General features: G+C 62.4%; 24 protein-coding genes. 21 read left to right on the forward strand and 3 right to left on the reverse strand.

Annotated elements, in window-relative coordinates:
• Nucleotides 1–28: 28 nt before the first annotated feature.
• From queA to NLI84_RS14700, 3 genes are all read left to right on the forward strand, one after another.
• On the forward strand, nt 29–1,069 hold the full coding sequence (queA, locus tag NLI84_RS14690) for a tRNA preQ1(34) S-adenosylmethionine ribosyltransferase-isomerase QueA (protein ID WP_255991440.1): 1,041 nt from the start codon (nt 29–31) through the stop codon (nt 1,067–1,069).
• A 95-nt stretch (nt 1,070–1,164) separates the two neighbouring features.
• Nucleotides 1,165–1,467, forward strand: a complete 303-nt coding sequence (locus NLI84_RS14695) for a hypothetical protein (protein ID WP_255991339.1) — start codon at nt 1,165–1,167, stop codon at nt 1,465–1,467.
• Between the two features lie 78 nt (nt 1,468–1,545).
• Nucleotides 1,546–2,034 (forward strand): DUF6803 family protein, encoded by a 489-nt coding sequence (locus tag NLI84_RS14700; RefSeq protein WP_255991340.1) that lies wholly within the window; start codon nt 1,546–1,548, stop codon nt 2,032–2,034.
• 33 nt (nt 2,035–2,067) lie between these two features.
• Here NLI84_RS14700 and NLI84_RS14705 read toward each other — a convergent pair whose 3' ends face one another.
• A complete protein-coding gene (locus tag NLI84_RS14705) occupies nt 2,068–2,757 on the reverse strand; it encodes a CAP domain-containing protein (RefSeq protein ID WP_255991341.1) in 690 nt (229 codons plus the stop codon).
• Between the two features lie 140 nt (nt 2,758–2,897).
• Between NLI84_RS14705 and tgt the strand changes: the two genes are divergently transcribed.
• From tgt to NLI84_RS14755, 10 genes are all read left to right on the forward strand, one after another.
• Nucleotides 2,898–4,028 (forward strand): tRNA guanosine(34) transglycosylase Tgt, encoded by a 1,131-nt coding sequence (gene tgt, locus NLI84_RS14710; protein ID WP_255991442.1) that lies wholly within the window; start codon nt 2,898–2,900, stop codon nt 4,026–4,028.
• Between the two features lie 146 nt (nt 4,029–4,174).
• Nucleotides 4,175–4,504: a preprotein translocase subunit YajC gene (yajC, locus tag NLI84_RS14715; protein WP_255991343.1), complete on the forward strand. Its 330-nt coding sequence runs from the start codon at nt 4,175–4,177 to the stop codon at nt 4,502–4,504.
• 51 nt (nt 4,505–4,555) lie between these two features.
• The gene (secD, locus tag NLI84_RS14720; protein WP_255991345.1) at nt 4,556–6,418 is read left to right on the forward strand and encodes a protein translocase subunit SecD; all 1,863 of its coding nucleotides are present in this window, start codon (nt 4,556–4,558) and stop codon (nt 6,416–6,418) included.
• 13 nt (nt 6,419–6,431) lie between these two features.
• Nucleotides 6,432–7,367 carry a protein translocase subunit SecF gene (secF, locus tag NLI84_RS14725; protein ID WP_255991346.1) on the forward strand — a complete coding sequence of 312 codons (936 nt, stop codon included), beginning with the start codon at nt 6,432–6,434 and terminating at the stop codon, nt 7,365–7,367.
• Nucleotides 7,368–7,481: 114 nt separating this feature from the next.
• The gene (locus NLI84_RS14730) at nt 7,482–8,123 is read left to right on the forward strand and encodes a DedA family protein (protein ID WP_255991348.1); all 642 of its coding nucleotides are present in this window, start codon (nt 7,482–7,484) and stop codon (nt 8,121–8,123) included.
• 14 nt (nt 8,124–8,137) lie between these two features.
• A complete protein-coding gene (gene bioC, locus NLI84_RS14735; RefSeq protein WP_255991354.1) occupies nt 8,138–9,037 on the forward strand; it encodes a malonyl-ACP O-methyltransferase BioC in 900 nt (299 codons plus the stop codon).
• A 15-nt stretch (nt 9,038–9,052) separates the two neighbouring features.
• Nucleotides 9,053–9,388: an antibiotic biosynthesis monooxygenase family protein gene (locus tag NLI84_RS14740; protein ID WP_255991356.1), complete on the forward strand. Its 336-nt coding sequence runs from the start codon at nt 9,053–9,055 to the stop codon at nt 9,386–9,388.
• Entirely contained in the window at nt 9,385–10,059 is a 675-nt protein-coding gene (gene bioD, locus NLI84_RS14745) for an ATP-dependent dethiobiotin synthetase BioD (protein ID WP_255991357.1), read from the forward strand. Before NLI84_RS14740 ends, bioD begins: the two co-directional genes overlap by 4 nt.
• Before the next feature lie 76 nt (nt 10,060–10,135).
• Complete coding sequence (locus NLI84_RS14750; protein WP_255991361.1) at nt 10,136–10,714, forward strand: SCO family protein; 579 nt, start codon at nt 10,136–10,138, stop codon at nt 10,712–10,714.
• Between the two features lie 8 nt (nt 10,715–10,722).
• The gene (locus tag NLI84_RS14755; RefSeq protein WP_255991363.1) at nt 10,723–11,478 is read left to right on the forward strand and encodes a flagellar brake protein; all 756 of its coding nucleotides are present in this window, start codon (nt 10,723–10,725) and stop codon (nt 11,476–11,478) included.
• Nucleotides 11,479–11,542: 64 nt separating this feature from the next.
• Here NLI84_RS14755 and adhP read toward each other — a convergent pair whose 3' ends face one another.
• Both adhP and NLI84_RS14765 read right to left on the reverse strand, forming a co-directional pair.
• Nucleotides 11,543–12,568 carry an alcohol dehydrogenase AdhP gene (gene adhP / locus NLI84_RS14760; protein ID WP_255991365.1) on the reverse strand — a complete coding sequence of 342 codons (1,026 nt, stop codon included), beginning with the start codon at nt 12,566–12,568 and terminating at the stop codon, nt 11,543–11,545.
• Nucleotides 12,569–12,676: 108 nt separating this feature from the next.
• On the reverse strand, nt 12,677–13,591 hold the full coding sequence (locus tag NLI84_RS14765; protein WP_255991368.1) for an NAD-dependent epimerase/dehydratase family protein: 915 nt from the start codon (nt 13,589–13,591) through the stop codon (nt 12,677–12,679).
• 24 nt (nt 13,592–13,615) lie between these two features.
• Between NLI84_RS14765 and NLI84_RS14770 the strand changes: the two genes are divergently transcribed.
• From NLI84_RS14770 to NLI84_RS14805, 8 genes are all read left to right on the forward strand, one after another.
• Nucleotides 13,616–14,644 (forward strand): CDP-6-deoxy-delta-3,4-glucoseen reductase, encoded by a 1,029-nt coding sequence (locus NLI84_RS14770; RefSeq protein WP_255991370.1) that lies wholly within the window; start codon nt 13,616–13,618, stop codon nt 14,642–14,644.
• A 12-nt stretch (nt 14,645–14,656) separates the two neighbouring features.
• Nucleotides 14,657–15,289 carry a response regulator transcription factor gene (locus NLI84_RS14775; RefSeq protein ID WP_255991372.1) on the forward strand — a complete coding sequence of 211 codons (633 nt, stop codon included), beginning with the start codon at nt 14,657–14,659 and terminating at the stop codon, nt 15,287–15,289.
• A gap of 522 nt (nt 15,290–15,811) precedes the next feature.
• Complete coding sequence (locus NLI84_RS14780) at nt 15,812–16,693, forward strand: glucosamine kinase nucleotide-binding domain-containing protein (protein WP_255991375.1); 882 nt, start codon at nt 15,812–15,814, stop codon at nt 16,691–16,693.
• A gap of 16 nt (nt 16,694–16,709) precedes the next feature.
• Entirely contained in the window at nt 16,710–17,450 is a 741-nt protein-coding gene (locus NLI84_RS14785) for a GntR family transcriptional regulator (protein ID WP_255991376.1), read from the forward strand.
• Nucleotides 17,451–17,939: 489 nt separating this feature from the next.
• Entirely contained in the window at nt 17,940–19,187 is a 1,248-nt protein-coding gene (locus NLI84_RS14790) for an ABC transporter substrate-binding protein (RefSeq protein ID WP_255991378.1), read from the forward strand.
• A gap of 176 nt (nt 19,188–19,363) precedes the next feature.
• Nucleotides 19,364–20,611, forward strand: a complete 1,248-nt coding sequence (locus NLI84_RS14795; RefSeq protein ID WP_255991379.1) for an ABC transporter substrate-binding protein — start codon at nt 19,364–19,366, stop codon at nt 20,609–20,611.
• 97 nt (nt 20,612–20,708) lie between these two features.
• Nucleotides 20,709–21,569 carry a carbohydrate ABC transporter permease gene (locus NLI84_RS14800; RefSeq protein ID WP_255991388.1) on the forward strand — a complete coding sequence of 287 codons (861 nt, stop codon included), beginning with the start codon at nt 20,709–20,711 and terminating at the stop codon, nt 21,567–21,569.
• 21 nt (nt 21,570–21,590) lie between these two features.
• Entirely contained in the window at nt 21,591–22,460 is an 870-nt protein-coding gene (locus tag NLI84_RS14805; protein ID WP_255991395.1) for a carbohydrate ABC transporter permease, read from the forward strand.
• Nucleotides 22,461–22,485: the final 25 nt, after the last annotated feature.

Below are 22,485 nucleotides of genomic sequence, written 5' to 3' on the forward strand. Positions count from 1 at the left end.
GCGGGCAGCCGTTCGTCCCCACGCCATGATGCAAGTCTCCGATTTCGACTATTTCCTGCCCGAACGATTGATCGCGCAGTTTCCCCCCGCCGAGCGCGGCGCCAGCCGGATGTTGCACGTCGATGGCGCGCAGCTGGAAGACACCTGGTTCCGCGAATTGCCGCGCTTCCTGCGCGCAGGCGACGTGCTGGTGTTCAACGACACCAAGGTGATCAAGGCGCGCCTGTTCGGCAGCAAGGCCACCGGGGGGGCGATCGAGGCGCTGATCGAGCGGGTACTGGATCAGCACCACGCGCTGGCGCACGTGCGCGCGTCCAAATCGCCCAAGCCGGGCACGCGCTTGCTGTTCGACGGCGGTTTCGCGGCGGAGATGGTCGAGCGCCGCGGCGATCTCTTTTTGCTGAAGTTCGCCGGTGATGCCAGCGTGCTCGATATCCTCGACGCCGCAGGTCGTTTGCCGCTGCCGCCCTACATCACGCACACGCCAGACGACGACGATGCGCGACGTTACCAGACGGTGTATGCCCGCGATCCGGGTGCCGTCGCCGCGCCCACCGCCGGCCTGCATTTCACCGATGCGTTGCTCGATACGTTGCGGCAGATGGGCGTGGCCACGCACTTCCTCACGCTGCATGTCGGCGCTGGCACCTTCCAGCCGGTGCGGGTCGACGAGATCGCCGCACATACGATGCATCACGAGCGCTATGCGATCCCGGCTGCCACGGTCGAGGCGATCAAGGCCGCCAAGGCAGCGGGCGGGCGGGTGATCGCGGTCGGCACCACCAGTTTGCGCGCACTGGAGGCCGCCTCGCAGCAGGGCCTGCTGGCCGAACCCGAGGGCGATACCGACATCTTCATTACGCCGGGATATCAGTTCCGGGTGGTGGACAGGCTGATCACCAATTTCCACCTGCCGAAGTCAACGTTGCTGATGCTGGTATCGGCCTTCGCAGGCTTTGATGCGATGAAGGCGGCGTACACGCACGCGGTCGATCAGGAGTACCGCTTCTTCAGTTATGGCGACGCGATGCTGCTCGAGCGCGCCGCTGGCTCGGGGCTGCCGGGCTAAGGGCGGATTTGCCCTGGATCAAGCCACTGGCATTTACCGACGGCAAGCGCAGCTGATAGGCGCAGAATCGGCCTGTTTTCTCGTGGCGATGCTCCATGCGTATTTTGCTCTGCAGCCTGATCTGGATGCTTGTCGTGCTGGCCTGGCCGGCTGCGGCGCCGGCAGCGGCCTGCCCCGAATCCGCGCAGCCACACGTCGCTGTGCTCGCCGATCCGGCCGCGCATGATGCCGATTGCCAGGCTGCTGCGCGCTGCTGTCTGGCGCCAGTGCCGCTCGCGGTGATGCCGACGCTGATCGCGCCGCAGGGTTATCTGGCGGTGCGCCTGGCCCACGTGCCAAGGGGCCGGAGCCTGGAGTCTGCCGCGCCGCCATTGCCACCGCCGCGCTCGCTCGCTTGATTGTGTTTGCCCGCCGCCTGCCGCGGCGGTTCGCGCCTGACGGCGCTTACGATCAATAGCGAGACCTACATCATGGACATGACGCATTACATGGCATTGCTGGCCGCCAACCAGCCGTGGAATCTGCTGCTCTTTATGGCAGTGCCGGTGATCCTGGCCGAAACCGTGGCCATCACCGAACTCTTCATCCTGCTGCGGCGCCAGATGGATGGCACGCTGCGCCGTATCAACCGCGCCGCCAGCATTGCCGCCGGCGTGTATTTCAGCGGGGTATTCGTCTACCTGCTGTTCACCGCGGTGATCCCGCTGACGCGCGATGGGCTGTGGCGCGGTCCGGCAGACTGGATCGCAGTGGGGTTCTATCTTGCCGGCGTGATCCCGCTCGGCGGCCTGGCGCTGTTGGACCTGGGGCTGCTGTACCGCCAAGCAGGGGCCGAGCGGCGCATGGCGGTTCACGCCACGCTGGTGGCACTGTTCCTGGTGGTGGCCCACGTCGCGATGGTGTTCGGCATGCTCGATCCCACCGTGCTGGGCGCGATGCCGCTCGATATGCACGCCGGGCACTGAGGCCCGGCTGCGACGCGTCGGCCGGGCCCGGGCTCAGTACGGGTTCTGGCCGACGTAGTTGCCCGCGGGCAGGTAGTTGCAGACCCACACCTCCCCCCCAGTGCAGCGCGCGCGCGCGCAACCGACGGCTGTCGTGGTCTTCCAGACGATTTGCGTGTAGTGTCCGCACGCCTCGCCGGCCGCACAGCTCTTGGTGGCGAAGTTGTAATCTGCTTTCTCGCCAGCCCAGGACGCGATGACATCGGCGGCGCTCCAGCGATAACCGTTGTAGTCCGGGGAAAACCAGCCGGCGGCCAGATTTTCGCCGGTGGTGGCGCCGTTGAGCAGGCGTTCGCTGCCGCTGCGATGTGTCAGGTCGCAATTGTTGTCGTTGGCTAGGTGATCGGCCCAGGTCTGGGCAAAGCTCGCGAGCCAGGTGGACCAGGTCAGATCAGCGAGGCTTGCGCCCTCGGCGCGGCGCACGCTGTTGTGGGCATCGAGCATGCTGCTGACAAAGTCGTTAGATGGCGTGGGCGTGGGCGTGGGAGTCGGAGTCGGAGTCGGAGTCGGAGTCGGAGTCGGAGTCGGAGTCGGCGAGCTGCTGGTCGGCGTTGGCGTTGGCGCGCCGCTCGTGGGCGTCGACGCAGGCGTCGGCTTGGGCGCCGCAACGGCATTGTCGGTGTCGTCGCCGCCACCACCACACGCGGTGAGCAGCAGGCACAACAGCAGGGCAGGGATACGCATTGACGGTGTTCCACAGAAGATAAGGGTGGCAAGATTTCTAGACCGCGCCGGGCGCGGCAAGCGCAGGCTGCATGAATGGCGGCTTGCGTCGTTTGAATGGCGCCGGACTGTTATCCGGTGGCGACATGGAGTGGCATCACATGGTGGATCAAGGCTTGCAGTTCACACTGCACAAGACCAGCGGCGGCGCGCGGCGTGGCACGGTCGAACTCAATCACGGCAAGGTGGAAACGCCGGTCTTCATGCCGGTCGGCACTTATGGCACGGTCAAAGCAATGACGCCGCGCGATCTGAACGACATCGGCGCGCAAATCGTGCTCGGCAACACCTTCCACCTGTGGCTGCGCCCGGGGCTGGAGGTGGTCTCGCAGTTCGGCGGCCTGCATGGCTTCATGGGCTGGGACAAGCCCATCCTCACCGATTCGGGCGGCTTCCAGGTGTTTAGCCTCGGTGACATGCGCAAGATCACCGAGGAGGGCGTGCGTTTCCAGAGTCCGGTGAACGGCAGCAAGCTCTTTCTCACGCCCGAGGAGTCGATGCGCATCCAGACGGTGCTGAACTCGGACATCGTGATGATCTTCGACGAGTGCACGCCATATCCGGCCGATCGCCGCCAGGCGGCGGAGTCGATGCGCTTGAGTCTCCGGTGGGCGCGGCGCTCCAAGGACGAATTCGCAGCGCAAGCCAATCCCAATGCGCTGTTCGGTATCGTGCAGGGCGGCATGTACGAAGAGCTGCGCGACGAATCGCTCGCCGGGCTGAATGACATCGGTTTTAACGGCATGGCCATCGGTGGCCTGTCGGTGGGCGAGCCCAAGGAGGACTTTGCCCGCATCCTCGCGCACACCGCGCCCAAGCTGCCGACGCACAAGCCGCGCTATCTGATGGGCGTGGGTACGCCCGAGGATCTGGTCTATGGCGTGAGCCAGGGTATCGACATGTTCGATTGCGTGATGCCGACCCGCAACGCGCGCAACGGCATGCTGTTCACCCGTTTTGGCGACATCCGCATCAAGAACGCCAAGTACCGGCTCGATACCCGACCGCTCGATGCGTCGTGCGACTGCTATACCTGCCGCCATTTCAGCCGCGCCTACCTGCACCATCTGTTCCGCGCCGGCGAAATCCTCGGCTCGCAGCTCAATACCATCCACAACCTGCACTACTACCAGGTGCTGATGCGCGAAATGCGACATGCGATCGACGCCGACGACTTCCCCGGCATGGTGTCGCGCTTTCACGCCGATCGTGCGCGCGGCGTCGACGATTGAGTGTTTTACAGTCAGTTTCATGCTGACTGGTATGACGGTGGGAACCGAATGCCTGCATTAGCGGTCGGTGTGCGAGTGGATTTAGCCACCCGTGCGGGCTAGAATGTCCCGCTTCGTTCCGACCCAACAGACAAAGGTAGTCCCGAATGTTCCTCATCGAACCTGCATACGCTCAGGCGGCCCCCGCCGGCGCGGAAATGGGCTTCATGTCCTTCCTGCCCATGATCGTGATCTTCGTGCTGTTCTGGTTCCTGATGATCCGGCCGCAGCAAAAGCGCATGAAGGAAATGAAGGCCATGGTCGACGCGCTGCAAAAGGGCGACGAGGTCGTGACCAATGGCGGCTTGCTCGGCAAGGTGGCCAAGGCCGGCGAGCAATTTCTGACACTGGAAATTGCTGATGGCGTCGAAATCGTCGTGCAGCGTTCCGCAGTCTCCCAGCGCCTGGAAAAAGGCACCATCAAGAACAACAAATAAATCACGAGGGAAAGGCGGCATGGCCGCCTTTCTTTCATGGATGGCTCCGCGATGAACCGCTACCCGCTCTGGAAATACCTGCTGATCGCTGTTTCGCTGATCGCAGCTCTGCTCTATACCCTGCCCAACTTCTTCGGTGAAAGCCCGGCCGTGCAGATTTCGGCCGCGCGCTCCACCGCGAAGGTGGATCAGGCCACGCATGCACGGACGCTGGCTGCGCTGAAGGCCGCCGGGATCACCCCGGATGAGCGCATCCCCGATGTCACTTCGTTCAAGCTGCGTTTCCATGACACGGAAACCCAGCTCAAGGCCAAGGACGTGATCCAGACGGCGCTGGGCGACGATTACATCGTGGCGCTCAACCTGTTGCCGCAAACCCCGGCCTGGCTCGCCAAGATCGGCGGCAAGCCGATGTTCCTGGGCCTCGACTTGCGCGGTGGTGTGCACTTCCTTTTGGAAGTGGACATGAAGGCCGCAGTCGACAAGCAGCTGGAAAAGGTCGCCGGCGACATCCGCCGCGAGCTCAAGGACCAGAAGATCCGTTATGGCCGCGTGACCCGCGAGCGCGAAAGCGTCTCGGTCGGTCTGCGCGACGAGGAAACGCTGGCCCGTGCCGCGGGTGCCGTGCGCCGCGTGTTGCCGGACCTCAAGGTCGAGGAAAGCCGCAACCCAGGCGACTATCGCCTGATCGTGCGCTTCTCGCCCGAGGCGCAGATCAAGCTGCAGAACGATGCGGTCGCGCAGAACATCACCACGCTGCACAACCGGGTGAACGAGCTGGGCGTCGCCGAACCCATCATCCAGCAGCAGGGCCAGGGCCGGATCGTGGTGCAGCTGCCGGGGGTGCAGGACACCGCCAAGGCCAAGGACATCCTGGGGCGCACCGCCACGCTGGAAGTGCGCATGGTCGAGGACGACCAGCAGAAGATCGCCGATGCCTTTACCGGCAAGGTGGCGCCGGGGCTCGAGTTGGTTCCGGTGGCCGGCGTGCGCAGCGGCCAGGGTTCGGCTGAACTCCTGAAGACCGAGGTCGAGCTGACCGGTGACAACATCACCAAGGCCGAGCCGACCTACGACCAGAACAATAACCCGGTGATCGGCCTCAGTCTCGATTCGACCGGTGCCTCGATTTTCCGCACGCTGACCCGCGACAACGTCGGCAAGCGCATGGCCATCGTGCTGGTCGAGAAGGGCAAGGGCCAGGTCATCACCGCGCCGCGCATCAACGCCGAGCTCGGCGGCAGCTTCGTGATCGAAGGCGGCGGCATGACGGTGCAGGAAGCCAATGACATCTCGCTCTTGGTGCGTGCGGGTTCGTTGGCGGCGCCGATGAACATCGTTGAGGAGCGCACCATCGGCCCGTCGCTGGGCAAGGAAAATATCGAGAAGGGCTTCCATTCGACGCTGTATGGCTTTATCGCCATCGCCATCTTCATGGTCATCTACTACCGCGTGTTCGGCTTCGTGTCGGCCGTGGCCTTGTCGGCCAATGTGCTGCTGCTGCTGGCGCTGCTGTCGGCGATCGGCATCACGCTGACGCTGCCGGGCATTGCCGCCATCGCGCTGGCGCTGGGTATGGCGATCGATTCCAACGTGCTGATCAATGAGCGGATCCGCGAAGAACTGCGTAACGGCATGAGTCCGCAGATGGCAATCCAGAACGGCTACGGCCACGCCTGGGCGACCATTCTCGATTCCAATATCACCACCTTGATCGCCGGCATCGCGCTGTTTATGTTCGGCTCGGGCGCGGTGCGCGGCTTTGCCGTGGTGCATTGCCTGGGCATTCTCACCTCGATGTTCAGCGCAGTGATGGTGTCGCGCGCGATGATCAACCTGATTTACGGCTACCGCCGCCGCCTGACCGGTCTGTCGATCGGCCAGGTGTGGGTGCCGCAACAAAAACAAGCATAAAAGGGGCGCCGACATGGAGTTCTTCCGCATCAAGCAGGACATCCCGTTCATGAGCTACGGCAAGCTCACGACGGCGATCTCGTTGCTCACCTTCATCGTTGCCGTGTTTTTCCTGGTGTTCAAGGGGCTGAATTTCGGCGTCGAGTTCACCGGTGGAACGGTAATGGAACTGCGCTACGCGCAGCCGGCCGATCTGAATCAGGTGCGCGGCGCCGTCGATAACCTCAAGTACGGCGAATCGCAGGTGCAGGCGCTTGGCACCACGCGCGACGTGATGGTGAGGCTGCCCAATATCAAGCAGAAGACCAGCGCCCAGCTCTCCAACGAAGTGCTGACGGCGCTTAAGCAGCAACGCGGCGACGTCGAGCTGCGCAAGGTCGAGTTCATCGGCCCGTCGGTGGGCGAGGAGCTGGTCAGCCATGGCCTGCTGGCGCTGGCACTGGTGTGTATCGGCATCATCGCTTATCTCGCGATCCGCTTCGAATGGCGGTTCGCGGTGTCCGCCGTGATCGCCAACATGCACGACGTGGTGATCATCCTGGGCTTCTTCGCGCTGTTCCAGTGGGAATTCTCGCTGACCGTGCTCGCCGGTATCCTGGCGGTGCTGGGCTACTCGGTGAACGAATCGGTGGTGGTGTTCGACCGGATTCGCGAGAACTTCCGCAAGTCCAATCTGCGCGGCAAGACGGTACCGCAGGTGATCGACAACGCGATCACCGCCACCATGAGCCGGACCATCATCACCCACGGCTCGACCGAAGCGATGGTGCTGTCGATGCTGATCCTGGGCGGGCCTGCACTGCATGGTTTCGCCATGGCGCTGACCATCGGCATCGTATTCGGCATCTATTCGTCGGTGCTGGTGGCCTCGCCCTTGCTGCTGATGTTCGGCGTCACGCGCGAGAACATGGTGAAGCCGGTGACGGTGAAGGAAGAAGCCGTCGTCTGAGCCTCGCCGCTGGTCATCCCGGCAAGACCGGCGGCTGAGCCGCCGGTTTTCGCTTGTGTCTGATCGTCATCGTCAACCATTAAGCTGCAACCTTCACTGCGCCGAGCCCAAGTCATGGATTTCAACCCGATCGACCTGTTCCTGCATCTGGACACCTACCTGGAAACCTTCGTGCGCGAGTACGGGATCTGGGCCTATGCCGTGCTGTTCGCGGTGATCTTTTGCGAGACCGGCCTCGTGGTGATGCCGCTGTTGCCCGGTGATTCCCTGCTGTTCGTGGCCGGCATGCTCGCCGGTGGCGGGCTCTTCAATATCCATGTCCTGTGCCTGTTGATGTTCGTCGCTGCGGTGGCCGGCGATGCGCTCAACTACACGATAGGCCGCTACTTCGGCCACAAGCTGTTCGCCAATCCCGACTCCAAGGTATTCCGCCGCGACCATCTGGAAAAGACCCACGCCTTCTACGAGAAGCATGGCGGCAAGACCATCATCATTGCCCGCTTCGTGCCCATCGTGCGTACCTTCGCGCCCTTCGTCGCCGGCATGGCCGAGATGAGCTATGCCAAGTTCTTCACCTTCAACGTGGTCGGCGCCTTCGTCTGGGTGTATGCGCTGACCTTCGCAGGCTTCCTGCTTGGTGGCATTTCCTTTATCAAGGACAACCTGACGCTGATCATCTTCGGCATCGTCTTCATCTCCATCCTGCCGGGCCTGATCGAAGTGGCACGCCACAAGCTGCGTCGCGCGCCGGCGTGAAGCTACCCGTACGCATGTCCGAAACGTTCTACACCGACAAGGCCGCGATGCGCGTGGCCTTCGACAAGGCCGCGGGCAGTTACGACGCCGCGGCCGTGCTGCAGCGCGAAGTGGCCGACCGCATGGCCGAGCGCCTCGATTACATCAAGCTCGCGCCCAGCCGGGTGCTCGATGCCGGCTGCGGTACCGGCTACGCCAGCCCAATGCTGCGTGCCCGCTATCCGGAAGCCCAGCTCGTCGAGCTCGACCTCGCCCCCGGCATGCTGCAGGTGGCGCGGCAGAAGGGGCAGGGCGGCATGCTGCAGCGCTGGCTGCACCTGTTCGAACGCAACCGTGTTCTGCAGGTGTGCGGCGATGTCGAACGGCTGCCGCTGGCCGATGCCTCGGTCGAGCTGATCTGGTCCAACCTCACGCTGCAGTGGTGCAACACGCCCGATGCCGTGTTCGCCGAGTGCTTTCGCGTGCTCAAACCCGGTGGCCTGTTGATGTTCTCGACGCTGGGCCCGGACACGCTGAAGGAATTGCGTGCTGCCTTCGATGGAATCGACGGCTACAGCCACGTGAACCGCTTCATCGACATGCACGATCTGGGCGACGCGCTGGTGAAGGCCGGCATGGCGACGCCGGTGATGGACATGGAGCAGATCACGCTGACCTATCCCGATGCCAAGGCGGTGATGCGCGATCTCAAGGCCATCGGCGCACACAACGTCACCGAGGGCCGGAATCGTGGCCTGATGGGCAAGGCCGCGTGGCAGCAGGTGGTGGCACAGTACGAGCGCTTTCGTCATGCCGGCGAGCTGCCCTGCAGCTATGAAGTCGTCTACGGTCATGCCTGGAAGCCCGAGCCACGCCCCGGCCAACTGGCCGACGGGCGCCAGGTCATCGAATTCAGACCGCGCTCCCGCGCCTGATCACAAGGAATCCGGGTGTTCAGCACCACCTTCATCTTCGAGAAGAAACAGTACGACGCCGAGTTCGATCGGCTCGACGTGGCCATTGCCGAGCTTGCGCGCAGCCAGCCTGATTTCGCCGGCGAGGAATTCTGGGAAGACCCCAAGACCGGCCGGATCTCGGCCGTGTACTACTGGCACGGCCGCGACGGGATCGATGCATTGATGCGCGATGCCAGTCACCTCGAAGCCAAGCGGCGTTACCGCGAGTGGTACCACGGTTATCACGTGGTGATTGCCGAAGTGCTCTCCGCCTATGGCGATGGCGGGTTCGAGCACCCCGTGCCGTCGATGCGCCCGGCCCGCGCATGACCACCCTCTTTATCGCCGGCACGGACACCGAAGTCGGCAAGACCGTCATTACCTGCCAGCTGCTGCGGGCCTTTGCGCAAAAGGGGCTCAGGGCCTTGGCGATGAAGCCCGTTGCCTCGGGCTGCGTCTGGCAGGATGGCGAGCTGGTGAACGCCGACGTCACCGCGCATGCCGCTGCCGCCAACGTCGATACGCCGCTATCCTGGCGCAGCCCCTATCGCTTCGAGCCGCCGATTTCGCCGCATCTGGCTGCGCGTGCAGCAGGTGTGGTGATTGAGCTGGAACACCTTGCTGCTCGCGCGTCGCAACTGGCGGCGTGCGCCGATGTCGTGCTGGTGGAAGGGGCGGGGGGCTGGTATGCGCCCTTGTCCGAACAGACCACGATGGCAGACCTTGCCGCACGCTTGCAGGCGCCCATCATCCTGGTGGTCGGCATGCGGCTGGGTTGCATCAACCATGCCTTGCTGACGGTGGAGGCCATCGCGGCGCGCGGTTTGCGGCTGGTCGGCTGGGTGGCCAATGCGGTCGATCCGACGATGTCGCACTATGCGGAAAACGTGGCTACGCTATGCGCACGTATCGATGCGCCGCTGCTTGCCGAGGTAGGCCACTCGTCAGATGCAGAATGGGGCAGCCTTCCGTCGCCTGCCGTGGTAACCTTACTGCCCTGAATGCTTGCGTCAGTTACTAGCGCAGCGCACACTTGCCGATAATAGATATCAGACATCTCTAATAGATCCTGCAGTCATGATTGTCCGTTTCCTGCGCCTGGCTTTGATGCTGTTTGCGGTCCTTGCGATCGCCGCCTGCTCACGCCCCCAATTCAAGGGTAGCGACCTCACCGGAGCCAGCTTCGGTGGCGATTTCCAGCTGGTCGACCATACCGGCAAGGCCAGGCTGCTGTCGGACTACCGTGGCAAGGTGGTGGCGCTGTTCTTCGGTTTCACGCATTGCCCCGATGTCTGCCCGACGACGATGGCTGAGTTGTCCGCCGCCATGAAGCAGCTTGGCGACAAGGCTGCAGATGTGCAGGTGCTGTTCGTGTCGGTCGATCCAGCACGCGATACGCCGGCGCTGCTGGCGCAGTATGTTCCCGCCTTCGACAAGCGCTTCGTTGGCCTCACCGGCAGCGAAGCACAGGTCAGTGCAGTGGCAAAACAGTACAAGGTGGTTTACCAACGTCAGGACCAAGCTGACGGTTATTCAGTCGATCATACGGCCGGAAGCTACCTGATCGATCGCAAGGGCAAGTTGCGGGTACTGGAGAACTACGGCGCCGGGCCCGACACCCTGGCGCATGATCTGGCCTTATTGGTCGAGGAATGAGAGCGATCATGGACGACGAACTCACGGCGCTGCAGCAATTGCCGGACGATCCCGATCTCGCGCGCTACCGCATGGTGAATCCGCTCGAGATCGGCTCCGTGCTGCGTCAGTTGCTCACACGCGGCGATTTCGTGTCGATGCATTTCGGCCGTAGCCAATTTATGCTCACCCGCGTGCTGCAGGTCGACGTGCCCTCGCGCAGCTTCTGCTTCGACTGGGGTGGGCAGGAAGAGCTGAATCGGGCGCTGCTGGTCTCTGATCGCAATATCTGTGTGGCGGCGCCGGATGGCGTGAAGGTGCAGTTTGTGCTCGGCCGCCCACGAGAGGCGCGGGTCGACGGCCGGCCGGCCTTTATCGTCGGTTTTCCACCTGACCTGATCAAACTGCAGCGGCGCGAGTATTTCCGTATCGAAACCCCGCTGGCCCACCCCTTCGTCTGTCGTTTCACGCTGCAGGACGGTCAACAGTTTGTCATGCCGCTACACGATCTCTCGCTGGGCGGGCTGGGCTTATGGGCCAGTACTGTCGAAGCGCAAAAGCTGCAGTGTGGTGTGCAGTTGCACGATGCGGTGATCGAACTGGGCGTCGGCGGCGTGGTGCAGACCGATCTTGAAATCTGCGCATTGCGGTCGATGACCTCGCGCAGCGGTGAGGCGCGTTTCCATGTCGGTTGCCGTTTCCTCTCGCTGACTCGTGGCGCGGAGGCCAGTGTGCAGCGGCTGATGGCGCAGCTGGAGCGCGAGCGCAAGGCACTGACCGGCTGAGCGTGGGCGTGTCTCACAACGAAAAGCCGCCCACCCGGGCGGCTTTTTGCTGGAGGGCGCCGCGCTATTGCAAATCGAGCACCACCCTTCCCAGTAGTTCACCCCGTTCCATTCGGGCGAACACGTCGTTGATGTCGGCGAGCTTGGCGCGCGTGTAGTGCGCCTTCACCTTGCCCGCGGCGGCAAACTGCAGCGACTCTTTCAGGTCCTGGCGCGTCCCGACGATGGAGCCGCGTATGGTCTTACGCGCGAGCACGATATCGAAGATCGGCGTCTTGAAGTCTCCTGGCGGCAGGCCGACCAGCGCCATGGTGCCGCCGCGACGCAGCAGCGCGATGCCCTGGTCGAACGCGGCGGGCGACACCGCGGTGACCAAGACGCCGTGCACACCGCCGACATCGCGTTGCACTTGGGCGGCCACGTCGCCCTGGGTGTAGTCGTAGGCCAGATCGGCGCCGAGCTCGCGCGCCAGTTGCAGCTTGTCTGCGCCCCGATCGATGGCGATCACGTTAAAGCCCATGGCCTTGGCGTACTGCACGGCCACGTGGCCGAGACCCCCGACGCCGGAAATGGCGACCCACTGCCCGGGTTTTGCATCGGTCTCGATCAGCCCCTTGTAGGTGGTGACGCCGGCGCAAAGGATGGGCGCGGCATCGAAGGGGTCGAGCCCCTTGGGGATGAGGCCGACATAATCGGCGGTTGCCAGGCTGTATTGGGAGAAGCCGCCGTTCACCGAATAGCCGGTATTGTGCTGCTCGGCGCACAGGGTTTCCCAGCCGGTGGTGCAGGGCGTGCAATGTCCGCATGCGTCGTGCAGCCAGGGCACGCCGACGATGTCGCCCACCTTGACGCTGGTGACGCCCGCTCCGAGCTTGACCACCTCGCCGACCCCCTCATGCCCCGGAATGAATGGCGGCGAGGGCTTCACCGGCCAATCGCCGTGTGCGGCGTGCAGGTCGGTGTGGCATACGCCGCAGGCGATGTTGCGCACCAGGATCTGGCCTGGACCAGGATCGGCAATGGCGACCTCGGTGACTTCGAGCGGCTGTTTGAACGCGCGTACCAGTGCGGCGAGGGATGGGGTGGACATGGCAGGCTCCTGGCTATGGGCCCGTTCGCAGTCGGTGCGGCCACGCGCGGGAATTGGAACGCAGGGACCGGATCGCCGCCCCTGCTCGCTCCAGTTTAGCCACCGCGTCTAGCTTTGCTTTTGATTCAAGTTCCGGGCGAAGAAGTCGTCGACAGTCGGATAGCGCAACGAGATCCGCAATTCGGTCTTGAGCCGCTGATTCGCAAGACGCCGCGATTCATTGAGATAGGACAGCATGGCCGGCGTCAGCCGCGTCTGCGCTTCAGTGCGGCCCACCCGTGGCGGGCGCGGCAATCCGCTGGCGTCGGCGACCCGATCGAACCAGTCGGCCATTTTCAGCGGCGCATCGTCGCTGGCGTGATAACAGCGCAGCGGCCGAGCCCGGAACAGCGCGAGCGCGACGATGCGGGCAAGATCATCGGCATGGATGTGATTGCTGTAGCTGTCTTCAACGGCGTGCAACACCACGTCGCCGCGGGCGATGCGCTCGGTGGGCAGGCGCGTGTCGGCGTAAATGCCCGGTGCGCGCAGCAGCCCGAGTCGCACCCGTCGCCGCCGGGCCCAGTCGCGCAACTGGCGCTCGGCATCGGCGCGCCGTTGCGCGCGGGCGTTGGTGGGCTGCAGCGGCCGGGTTTCCGTGATCTGGGCGCCGGCGCAATCGCCATAGACACCGCTGGTGCCGATGTAGACGGCGCGGGACGGTGCTAAAATCGCGCCATTGCTGCGTGGCCGGTTCAGGGCCGCGATCAGCCTGCGACTGCGCGCATCGTGCAGGCCGTGGTTGGCCGGCGGTGCGCTGTGGACCAGCATCTGGGCGATCCCGGACAGGCGCGACAGGCTGCGGCGCTGGTCGAGGTCGGCCGTGATAGGCAGCACCCCCAGCTGGCGCAAGCGGCTGGCGGATAAGTCAGAGCGCGCGGTGGCGTACACGCGGAATCGTCGGGATAGCCAAGGCAGGGCGCGCTCCAGCACGTCGCCGCAACCAACGATCAACAGGCGCCGCGTCCCTTTCCGTTTTTGCATTAGCGATCCAAGACTCTCAAGCGAATGACCAAGCAACTTACCATCCAGCCCTCGGGCCAGCAAATCACCGCGGACGACGACGAAACCATCCTCGCCGCGGCCCTGCGCGCCGGCTTCAACATGCCCTACGGCTGCAAGAACGGCGCCTGCGGTGCCTGCAAGGGACAGGTGCTGTCGGGCGAAGTGGCGCATGGCGATCATGCCGAATCGGCGTTGTCGCACACCGAGATCAGCCGCGGCGTGGCGCTGTTCTGCTGCGCCAAGCCGGTGGGGGACGTGGTGATCGAATGCAAGGAAATCTCGGCGACCAAGGATATCCATATCAAGACACTGCCGTGCCGGGTGGAGGCGATCGACAAGGTGTCGCACGATGTGGCGGTGTTAAGGCTCAAGCTGCCAACCACCGAGCGCCTGCAGTTCCTCGCCGGCCAGTACATCGACATCCACGCCAAGGGTGGCAAGAAGCGCAGTTTCTCGATCGCGAATGCGCCCCACGAGGACGATCACATCCAGCTGCATATCCGTCATGTGCCGGGTGGGGAGTTTTCCGAGCATGTGTGGAACACCATGCAGCCCAAGGAAATCTTCCGCTTCACGGGCCCCTTGGGTTCGTTCTTCCTGCGCGAGGACAGCGACAAGCCTATCCTCTTCATCGCCACCGGCACCGGGTTCGCGCCGATCAAGGGCATGCTGCAATACGCGTTCCAGAAGGGCATACAGCGCGAGATGGTGCTGTATTGGGGCGCACGCACGCTGGCCGATCTCTATATGCCGCAACTGCCGTCTGAGTGGCAGCAGCAGCATCCGAACTTCACCTTCATTCCGGTGCTGTCCGAACCCAAACCGGAAGATCAGTGGCCGGGCCGGACCGGCTTCGTGCACGAGGCAGTGCTGGAGGATTTCGGCAGCCTCGCCGGTTACCAGGTCTATGCCTGTGGCGCGCCGGTGATGGTTGAGGCCGCGTACAAGCATTTCGTGTCGCGCAAGTTGCCGGAGGACGAATTCTTCTCCGATGCGTTCTTTACCACCAAAGACCTCGCGACCAGGCTGTGAGTGGCCGCGGCAATGCGTATCCTGATCGTTGAAGACGACGCCGACATCGCCACCAATCTCTACGACTATCTGGCCGCGCGCGGCCATGTCGTGGATGCCGCCCCCAATGGTCTCGTCGCCCTACATCTTCTGGCTGGCAGTCTATCGTTCGATGCGATCGTGCTCGATTTGGGGCTGCCGGGGATGGACGGACTGACGGTGGCCGAGCGCCTGCGCCGCGATGCCCGTTTGGCGACGCCCATCCTGATGCTGACCGCACGCGATACGCTGGATGACAAACTGGCCGGTTTCGACGCCGGCGCCAACGATTATCTGGTCAAGCCCTTCGCGCTCAAGGAGGTCGAGGTGCGGCTCGCCGCGCTGGTGAAGCGCGCAAAAGGGCGGGTGGTCGATACCGGATTGCGGCTGGGAGCGCTTGAGTACGACGCGCGGAGCGGCATCGCGCTCTGGTATGGCGAGGCGCTGCCCTTGCCGCCCAAGGCGCTGCAATTGCTGATCGCCATGCTGACGCGTCCCGGCCAGTGGCTGCGTGACCCTGCTCAAGCTGAAGAGTCCCCATCATTGCCCCTAGGACTTGGCGGAGTACGGCGGCTATACGCCGCACCTGACGCTGTTTGCGGCCTTGTCGGCCGGCATCGCGCCTAGCCACTGCTTTCCGGCTGGCGATGCTGCGGGGGCTTTGCCCTGCTCGCATTTCATTTTGCATTGCGCGACCGACATCCGCGCTGGGCTCGCATCGCGGCCCTGGTTCTCGGCTGGGTCATGGGCTGGGCGCAGACGATGCGCGGCGCGCACTTTGTTTCCCACGCGCTGTGGTCGGCCTGGTGGAGCTGGATGGTGCTGTTATTGCTCCACACCTGCTGGGCACCGCTTGCAGATTAATGAATAATGAATTACTAATGTGAAGGTGTAGCGCATGCTGCACTCCTTTCGAATTCACCCCGCGGTTTCCGCGGGGTTTTTTTTATCCGTCCGCTCGATTGACACGGTATGGTGCGCTCTCTAAATTGGCATCCTGGTCGCATAAAGTCGCGCGCCGGAAATGTCAGGCAGGCCGTGTCTTGGCAGGCAGTGACGGCCTGGTTCGATGGCAAGTGGTATGCGAGTGGACATGAAGTGGTCTGGCCGAGTCGGGTCGGATCCGCGAATTGAGAAGGGAGTGCGCGAATGAGCAATATCGAATACCTGATAGGCGTGGATGGCGGCGGCACCGGTACCCGGATCTGCATTGCCGATCTGTCCGGCAAGGAGCTGGTGCGGGCCGACGGCGGCGCTTCCGCGCTGGGGCAGGGGGTCGACAAGGCCTGGACCAACATCACGCTGGCGATCCGCGCCGGTTTCGAGGCGCTGGGTATCGAGCGCGTGGACTTCAGCCGCTGTGCGGCGGGCTTTGGTCTGTCCGGCGTCACCGTGAAGGCGTGGGCGCAGGAGTTCGAGAACAAGAATCCGGGCTTTGCTCGCATTGTCGTCGAGACCGATGGCTTTTCCACATTGCTGGGCGCGCTCGATGGTGCCCATGGCGGCATCATCGCCATCGGCACGGGCTCGATCGGCGAGGCATGGTTGCCGGATGGCAAGCGTCTGGAAGTCGGCGGCTGGGGTTTCCCGACTTCGGACGAAGGTTCGGGCGCATACCTCGGCCTCAAGGCCATCAACCTGGTCCAGCGTGTGGTCGACGGCCGGGCGCCGGATACCGATTTCACCCGCAAGCTGACGAGCATTACCGGCAGCACGCGTGAAACGGTGTTCGAGTGGATGGCCGGCATGAAGCAGGGTGAGTGCGCGTCGCTGTCGCCGGTGGTGGTCGAGTTCGGCCAATCGGACGAGACCGCCCGCCGCTTTCTGCTGGAAGCCGGTCGCGAGATCGAGATCATCGGCAGTGCACTGCGCGCCGATGCGCCCGAGCTACCGATTGCGATCTGCGGGGGGGGGCTGTCGCAGGCGCTGCGCCCCTATATCCCGGCCGCTTTCCTGGCCAGCACCAGTCTGCCGCTCAAGGATTCCTGCGCCGGCGCCCTGATCCTGGTCCACCGCGCCGTTTCGGCCTGATCGCAAGGAGGCCGCCATGCTGGCTCAGCAGAAACTGCTCGTTCTGAAACCCGATCCGGATAGTGCGACGCCGTTGTACCTGCAACTGGGCCACAAGCTGGCGGCTGCGATCAATGCCGGCTTCTGGAAGGCGGATGAACCGCTGCCGTCCGAGCGCACTTTCTGTGAGCTGCTCGGCGTCTCCCGTGTCACCGCGCGCAAGGCGCTCGATCTGTTGTTCGAGCAGGGCATGATCCTGCGCCGCCAAGGCTCGGGCACCTATATCACGCCCAAGCTCGAACAACCGCTGGAGCGGCTGACCAATTTGTCGGAGATGCTGAAGCTGCGCGGCTTCACGCCGGGCTCCAAATGGCTCAAGCGTGAAGTGGCGACGGCATCGAGCGAGGAGCTGCTCAAGCTCAATCTCGCGCCCAATAGCCGGGTGACCCGCTTGCAGCGCGTGCGCATGGCCAACGATACGGTGATGGCGGTCGAAGAGACCGCCCTGCCGTATCACCTGGTGCCGGACCCGCAGGTGATCGGTGATTCGCTGTATGAATACATGCGTAATGCGAAACTCACTGTTGTACGCGCGATACAGAATATTGGTGCGGTAAACGCCACACCGGAGCTTGCCGCGCTCGCTGGAATCCCTGCAGGCGAGGCGATGTTGCACCTTGTTCGCGTCGGCTATCTCGAAAATGGCCTTGCCGTTGAGCTTACGCATTCCTGGTTTCGTAGCGATTACTACGATTTCACGGTTGAGCTGCATCGGTAAATTGCTGTTGTAGCTAGGGTTTTTACTTATTCGTTTTTACGGTTTTGTAGTGGCGCTGACATTGCACCGCAATGGGGCTACATAATTGCCGCTTTGGTGCGTATCTGCTGGCGTATCGACGACGCATTCGGATATTGCGTCGCACCATCGGGTCGGCTCTGCATCGGTATTCACCCGTACGTGCAGTTGTTGTAATCTGCTTCGGCGTCGAAATTCGTCGGACAGTCGGCAGAACCTTGTGACGCCAAGGGTTGATGTGCCTGCCAAGTGGTCAAGGGGAGCACTTGGCGGGCTGCACTGTTCGACGTGGTTGTAATACAGAGGCGAGTCGTGAGTAGAGCTCGCGATGGGAATCGTCCAGAAAACGAGAGTGGTGTTCGACTGTTTGACGAGCCGTCGATGATTTTCCGCCAGCAGACCCAGAAGAGGCTGCGGTGGTTGATGCTAGGCGACGACGCTCATACAACAAGCAATATTCTGGAGTCGATAATGAAATTGAAGCCGTTTCTCGCCCTCGCCGCCGCCGTGTTCGCGGTTTCCGCCGCCAACGCCGCCGACAAGGTGAAGGTTGAGTACTGGTCCAACAGCCTGTCGCCGAAGTTCGACAGCGTGATGAAGGACCTGACCGCCAAGTTCAACAAGTCGCAGACTGGCATCGAAGCCGTCTGGGTCGATGTGCCTTGGGACGCATTCCAGGCCCGCGTGGTGTCGTCCGTGGCTGCCGGCAACGTACCGGGCCTCGTGAACCTGCCCAAGCCCTGGATGGACCAGTTCGCCCAGCAGAAAATCATTCAGCCGATCACCAAGCAGGTGGGCGGCTTCAAGAACGTGTACACCAGCGGCGCGTTGAAGGACGTGACCTATGACGGCGAGATCTACGGTCTGCCGTGGTATCAGGTCACCGCCGTGCTGTTCTTCAACAAGGAACTGCTGGCCAAGGCGGGCGTGAAGGAAGCGCCGAAGTCGTTCGACGAGCTCTTGAAGACCGCGCGCGTCGTCAAGGAAAAGACCGGTGTGGCCGGCTTTGCGCCGAAGTTGAACGATGGCTTTGCCGGCTGGTTCCTGTATGACGGCCTGCCGGTGGTGCAGAACGGCAAGGCGGTGTTCAACAGTCCCGCCCACGTCAAGCTGGTCGAGGAATTCAAGAAGGCCTACGCCGATGGCGTGATCCCGAAGGATGCCTTCAAGATGCAGTTCGAAGAGCAGATCGCCGCCTTCGGCAGCGCCAAGGTCGCGATGTTTGGCGAAGGCGCGCATGCCCTGAAGCGTACCCAGACCGATTCGCCCAAGGTGTACGCCCAGACCGGCGTGGCCGGCTTCCCGGAAGGCAAGGGCGCAACCCCGTTCGGTGGCTTCCTGTTCCTGTGGTCGGTGCCCAAGGGTTTCAAGAACGTCGACGCAGCGGTGAAGCTCGGTCAATTCATCTCGAACGACGAATCGCAACTGGCATTCGCCAAGGCCTCCGCCACCTTCCCGTCGACCAACAAGGCGCTGGACGATGCCTTCTTCCAGGCTGGCGCCAAGTCCAAAGATCCGGTGGAGCAAGCGACTGCCGTGGCCGCTTCGGCGATCAAGAGCTCGCGCACGCTGACCGTGTCCGGCCTGCCTGACGAGGCCGCGATGAATCAGAAGATGAACGACGAAATCGAAGCCGCCATCGTCGGTCGCAAGCCGGTGAAACAGGCACTCGACGAAGCCGTGGCGTTCTGGAATAGCAAGTTCGCCGCTGGCAAGTAATAAACCTTATTGACTCTCTGAGCAGAGTCAAACTTAGTGGCGGGGGTTTCTGGTAGACTCCCGTCCACAATAAGAATCCGCATGGTTTGGTGAACAAAACACTGAGTCATATGTGGTGTATCGCGAGGAAGCGATTCCGAGCGTTTTTTTGTCGATAACTCCAAGAGGAAGACAAGATGAAGCTTAAGAAGATGTTGGCCGTTGGCGCTGCGGTTTTCGGTTTCGCTGCTCTGCATGCTCATGCTGATACCGAGCTCGAATTCTGGACCATGAACCTGGCTCCGAAATTCAACGGTTACTTCGAACAGGCCGTTACCAAGTTCAACGCTGCCAACCCGGGCCTGAAGGCTAAGTGGGTTGACATGAACTGGGACCAGATCCAGCCCAAGCTGATCGCCTCGATCGCCGCTGGCAACCCGCCTGCCCTCGTTAACTTCAACGTGCCTTGGGTTCACGAATTTGCTGCTCAAGGCAACATCGTTGCCCTCGACCAGTACGTTGGTGGCGCCAAGAGCGTCTACTCGGCTGGCGCTGTCAAGGACGTGACCGTCAACGGCAAGCTGTACGCCTTCCCGTGGTACAACTCGGTTTCGATCATTGCCTACAACAAGGACATCTTCGCCAAGGCCGGCGTGAAGTCGGCTCCGAAGAACTTCGACGAACTGGTTTCGACTGCCAAGCAAGTGACTGCCAAGACTGGCACCGCCGCTTTCGCACCGAAGCTGGATAGCTTCGAAGGCTGGTTCTACTACGCTGGTCTGCCGATGGTGCAGAACGGCAAGGCCGTGTTCAACTCGCCGAAGCACGTTGCTTTCGTGCAGAAGTTTGCTGACCTGTACAAGGCCGGCGTCTTCCCGAAGGACGTCTTCAAGATGGCCTTCGAGCAAGAAATCGCTGCGTACAACTCGGGCCGCATCGCCATGATGACGACCGCGCCGCAAGCTCTGAAGCGCACCGAAACCGACGCTCCGGCCGTTTACGCGAAGACCGAAGTAGCTTCGTTCCCGACCGACGCTGGCCAACGCGCTTTCGGCGCATGGCTGATGGACTTCGTCGTGCCGAAGGGCTTCAAGAACCCGGCCGAAGCCGCCAAGCTGGGTCTGTACCTGACCGGCGACGAGCAGCAAGTCCTGTTCTCGAAGGCTACCGAATCGACCTTCCCGTCGACCAAGAAGGCTAACCTGGACCCGTACTTCCAGTCGGGTGCCAAGAGCGCCGACGTGGTTGAGCGCGCACGTGCCGTGGCTGCCAAGTCCATGGACAACGCCCGCACTCTGACCATCCCGCCGGGCGTGCTGCCTGACGGCGCTGCGATGGGCAAGAAGCTGCAAGACGAAATCCAGAACGCCATCGAAGGCCGCAAGCCGGTGAAGGCTGCCCTGGACGAAGCTGCTGCTGATTGGAACGCGAAGCTTGCCAAGTAAGCCCCTAGCACTATGCTAGCGTAGTACCGGACGGAACCGTCGGCGACGGCGGTTCCGTTTGTTTCTTGCATTACAAAAAACACAGTCGAGTTGCGCCGTGAAAACCTCCAGTTACACCGCCATCGCCTATCTATTCCTGGCACCAGCCTTGATCTTGATGGGTGTCTTCACCTTCTGGCCGGTAGGTTACAACGCCTACCTCGCGTTCAACGATTACAGCATTGCCGACGCCACCGCCACCTGGAACAACTTTGCCCACTTCAAGTACCTGTATGGCGAAGAGCTGTTTCACGACGCATTAAAGAATTCGCTGCTATTCCTGCTCGTGGTGCCGGTCATCCAGGTTGCTGCTCTGCTCGTTGCCAAGCTCGTCAACAACAAGTTGCCGGGCATGACTTTTTTCCGGGCCGCGTTTTATATCCCTGTCATTACCGCGATCTCGATCGCCGGTATCGTTTGGCTCAACGTCTACAAGTACGACGGTATCCTGACCTGGTTCCTGCAATCGCTCGGCCTGATCGAGGAGCAGATCAACTGGTTGGGTGAACCCGAGATCGCCATCTACATGGTGATGGTGTTCACCTTCTGGAAGGGGATCGGCTACTACATGGTGCTGTACCTTGCCGGCCTGCAGTCGATTCCGACCGAGGTCGAGGAAGCTGCGGTGCTCGATGGTGCCAATGCCTGGCAGCGTTTCTGGAAAATCACCGTGCCCATGGTCAAGCCGACCATCCTGTTGTGCACGCTGCTTTCCACCATTGCCGCGCTCAAGGCCTTCCAGGAAGTGGTGGTGCTGACCCGCGGTCAGGCCGATACCTATACCGCCCTCTACTACGTGTATGCCCAGGCGTTCACCAACTTCAACTTCGGCCGCGCTGCCGCAGCCGGTCTGGTGGTCACCTTCTTCTGCGTGCTGCTCGCCATCGTGCAGTTCCGCTTCTTCGGTGAAAAGAAATAATCGCATCCTGGGTACAACGTCATGAGTAAATCCTTTACACGGGCACTCGAGCTTACCGGCCAGTACGCCGGGCTGATTGCCTTCACCATCTTCACGACCTTCCCGTTCATTTGGGCCACTTCGGTCGCCATTTCCGCAGACCCGGGGAACATCTGGCTGTTCCCGGGCGCCTTCCTGCCGACGGATCCCAGTCTGGTCTGGTTCAAACGGGTGATCACGGACATTCCGTTCAAGGACTACCTGCTCAACTCGACCATCATCTCGTTCTGGACCATTTTCTTCACTGTGGTCATCTCGGTGATGGCGGGCTACCCGCTGGCGCGACTGCGCTTTCCGGGGCGCGGCCTGATCTTCATCGGCATCATCGCCACCATGATGCTGCCGTCCGAAGTGGCCATCATTCCGAACTTCGTCACGTTGAAGCACATTGGTGATTTCTTCGAAGCCACCATCGGCTACAAGCTGATCGGCCTCAACACCTTCCCGGGCGTATTCCTGCCGGGGGTGGCGGGTGCCTTCGGCATCTTCCTGATGAAGCAGGCCTTCGAGCAGATCCCGCAGGATCTGATCGACGCGGCTCGCGTCGACGGCGCGAAGGAATTGCAGATCCTGTGGCGGGTGATGGTGCCGGTATCGGCGCCGTCGATTGCCGCACTGGCGATCTTCACCCTGGTCAACGCGTGGAACGAGTTCATCTGGTCGGGCATCGTGCTGACCTCGCGCGACAAGTACCCGCTGGCCGTCGGTATGTTCAATGACCTGACCGGTCCGTTCGCGGTCTCGACCAGCATGGTCATGGCCGGCATCGTGCTCTCCGTGCTGCCGGTGCTGATCTTCTTCGCGCTCACGCAGCGTTACTTCATCAGCGGCCTCGATGGTGCGGTGAAATAAGTCCACGCCCCGCGACAGACACAGA

The organism is Chitinolyticbacter albus, assembly GCF_024437655.1.
In the GTDB taxonomy this organism is placed as follows: Bacteria; Pseudomonadota; Gammaproteobacteria; order Burkholderiales; family Chitinibacteraceae; genus Chitinolyticbacter; species Chitinolyticbacter albus.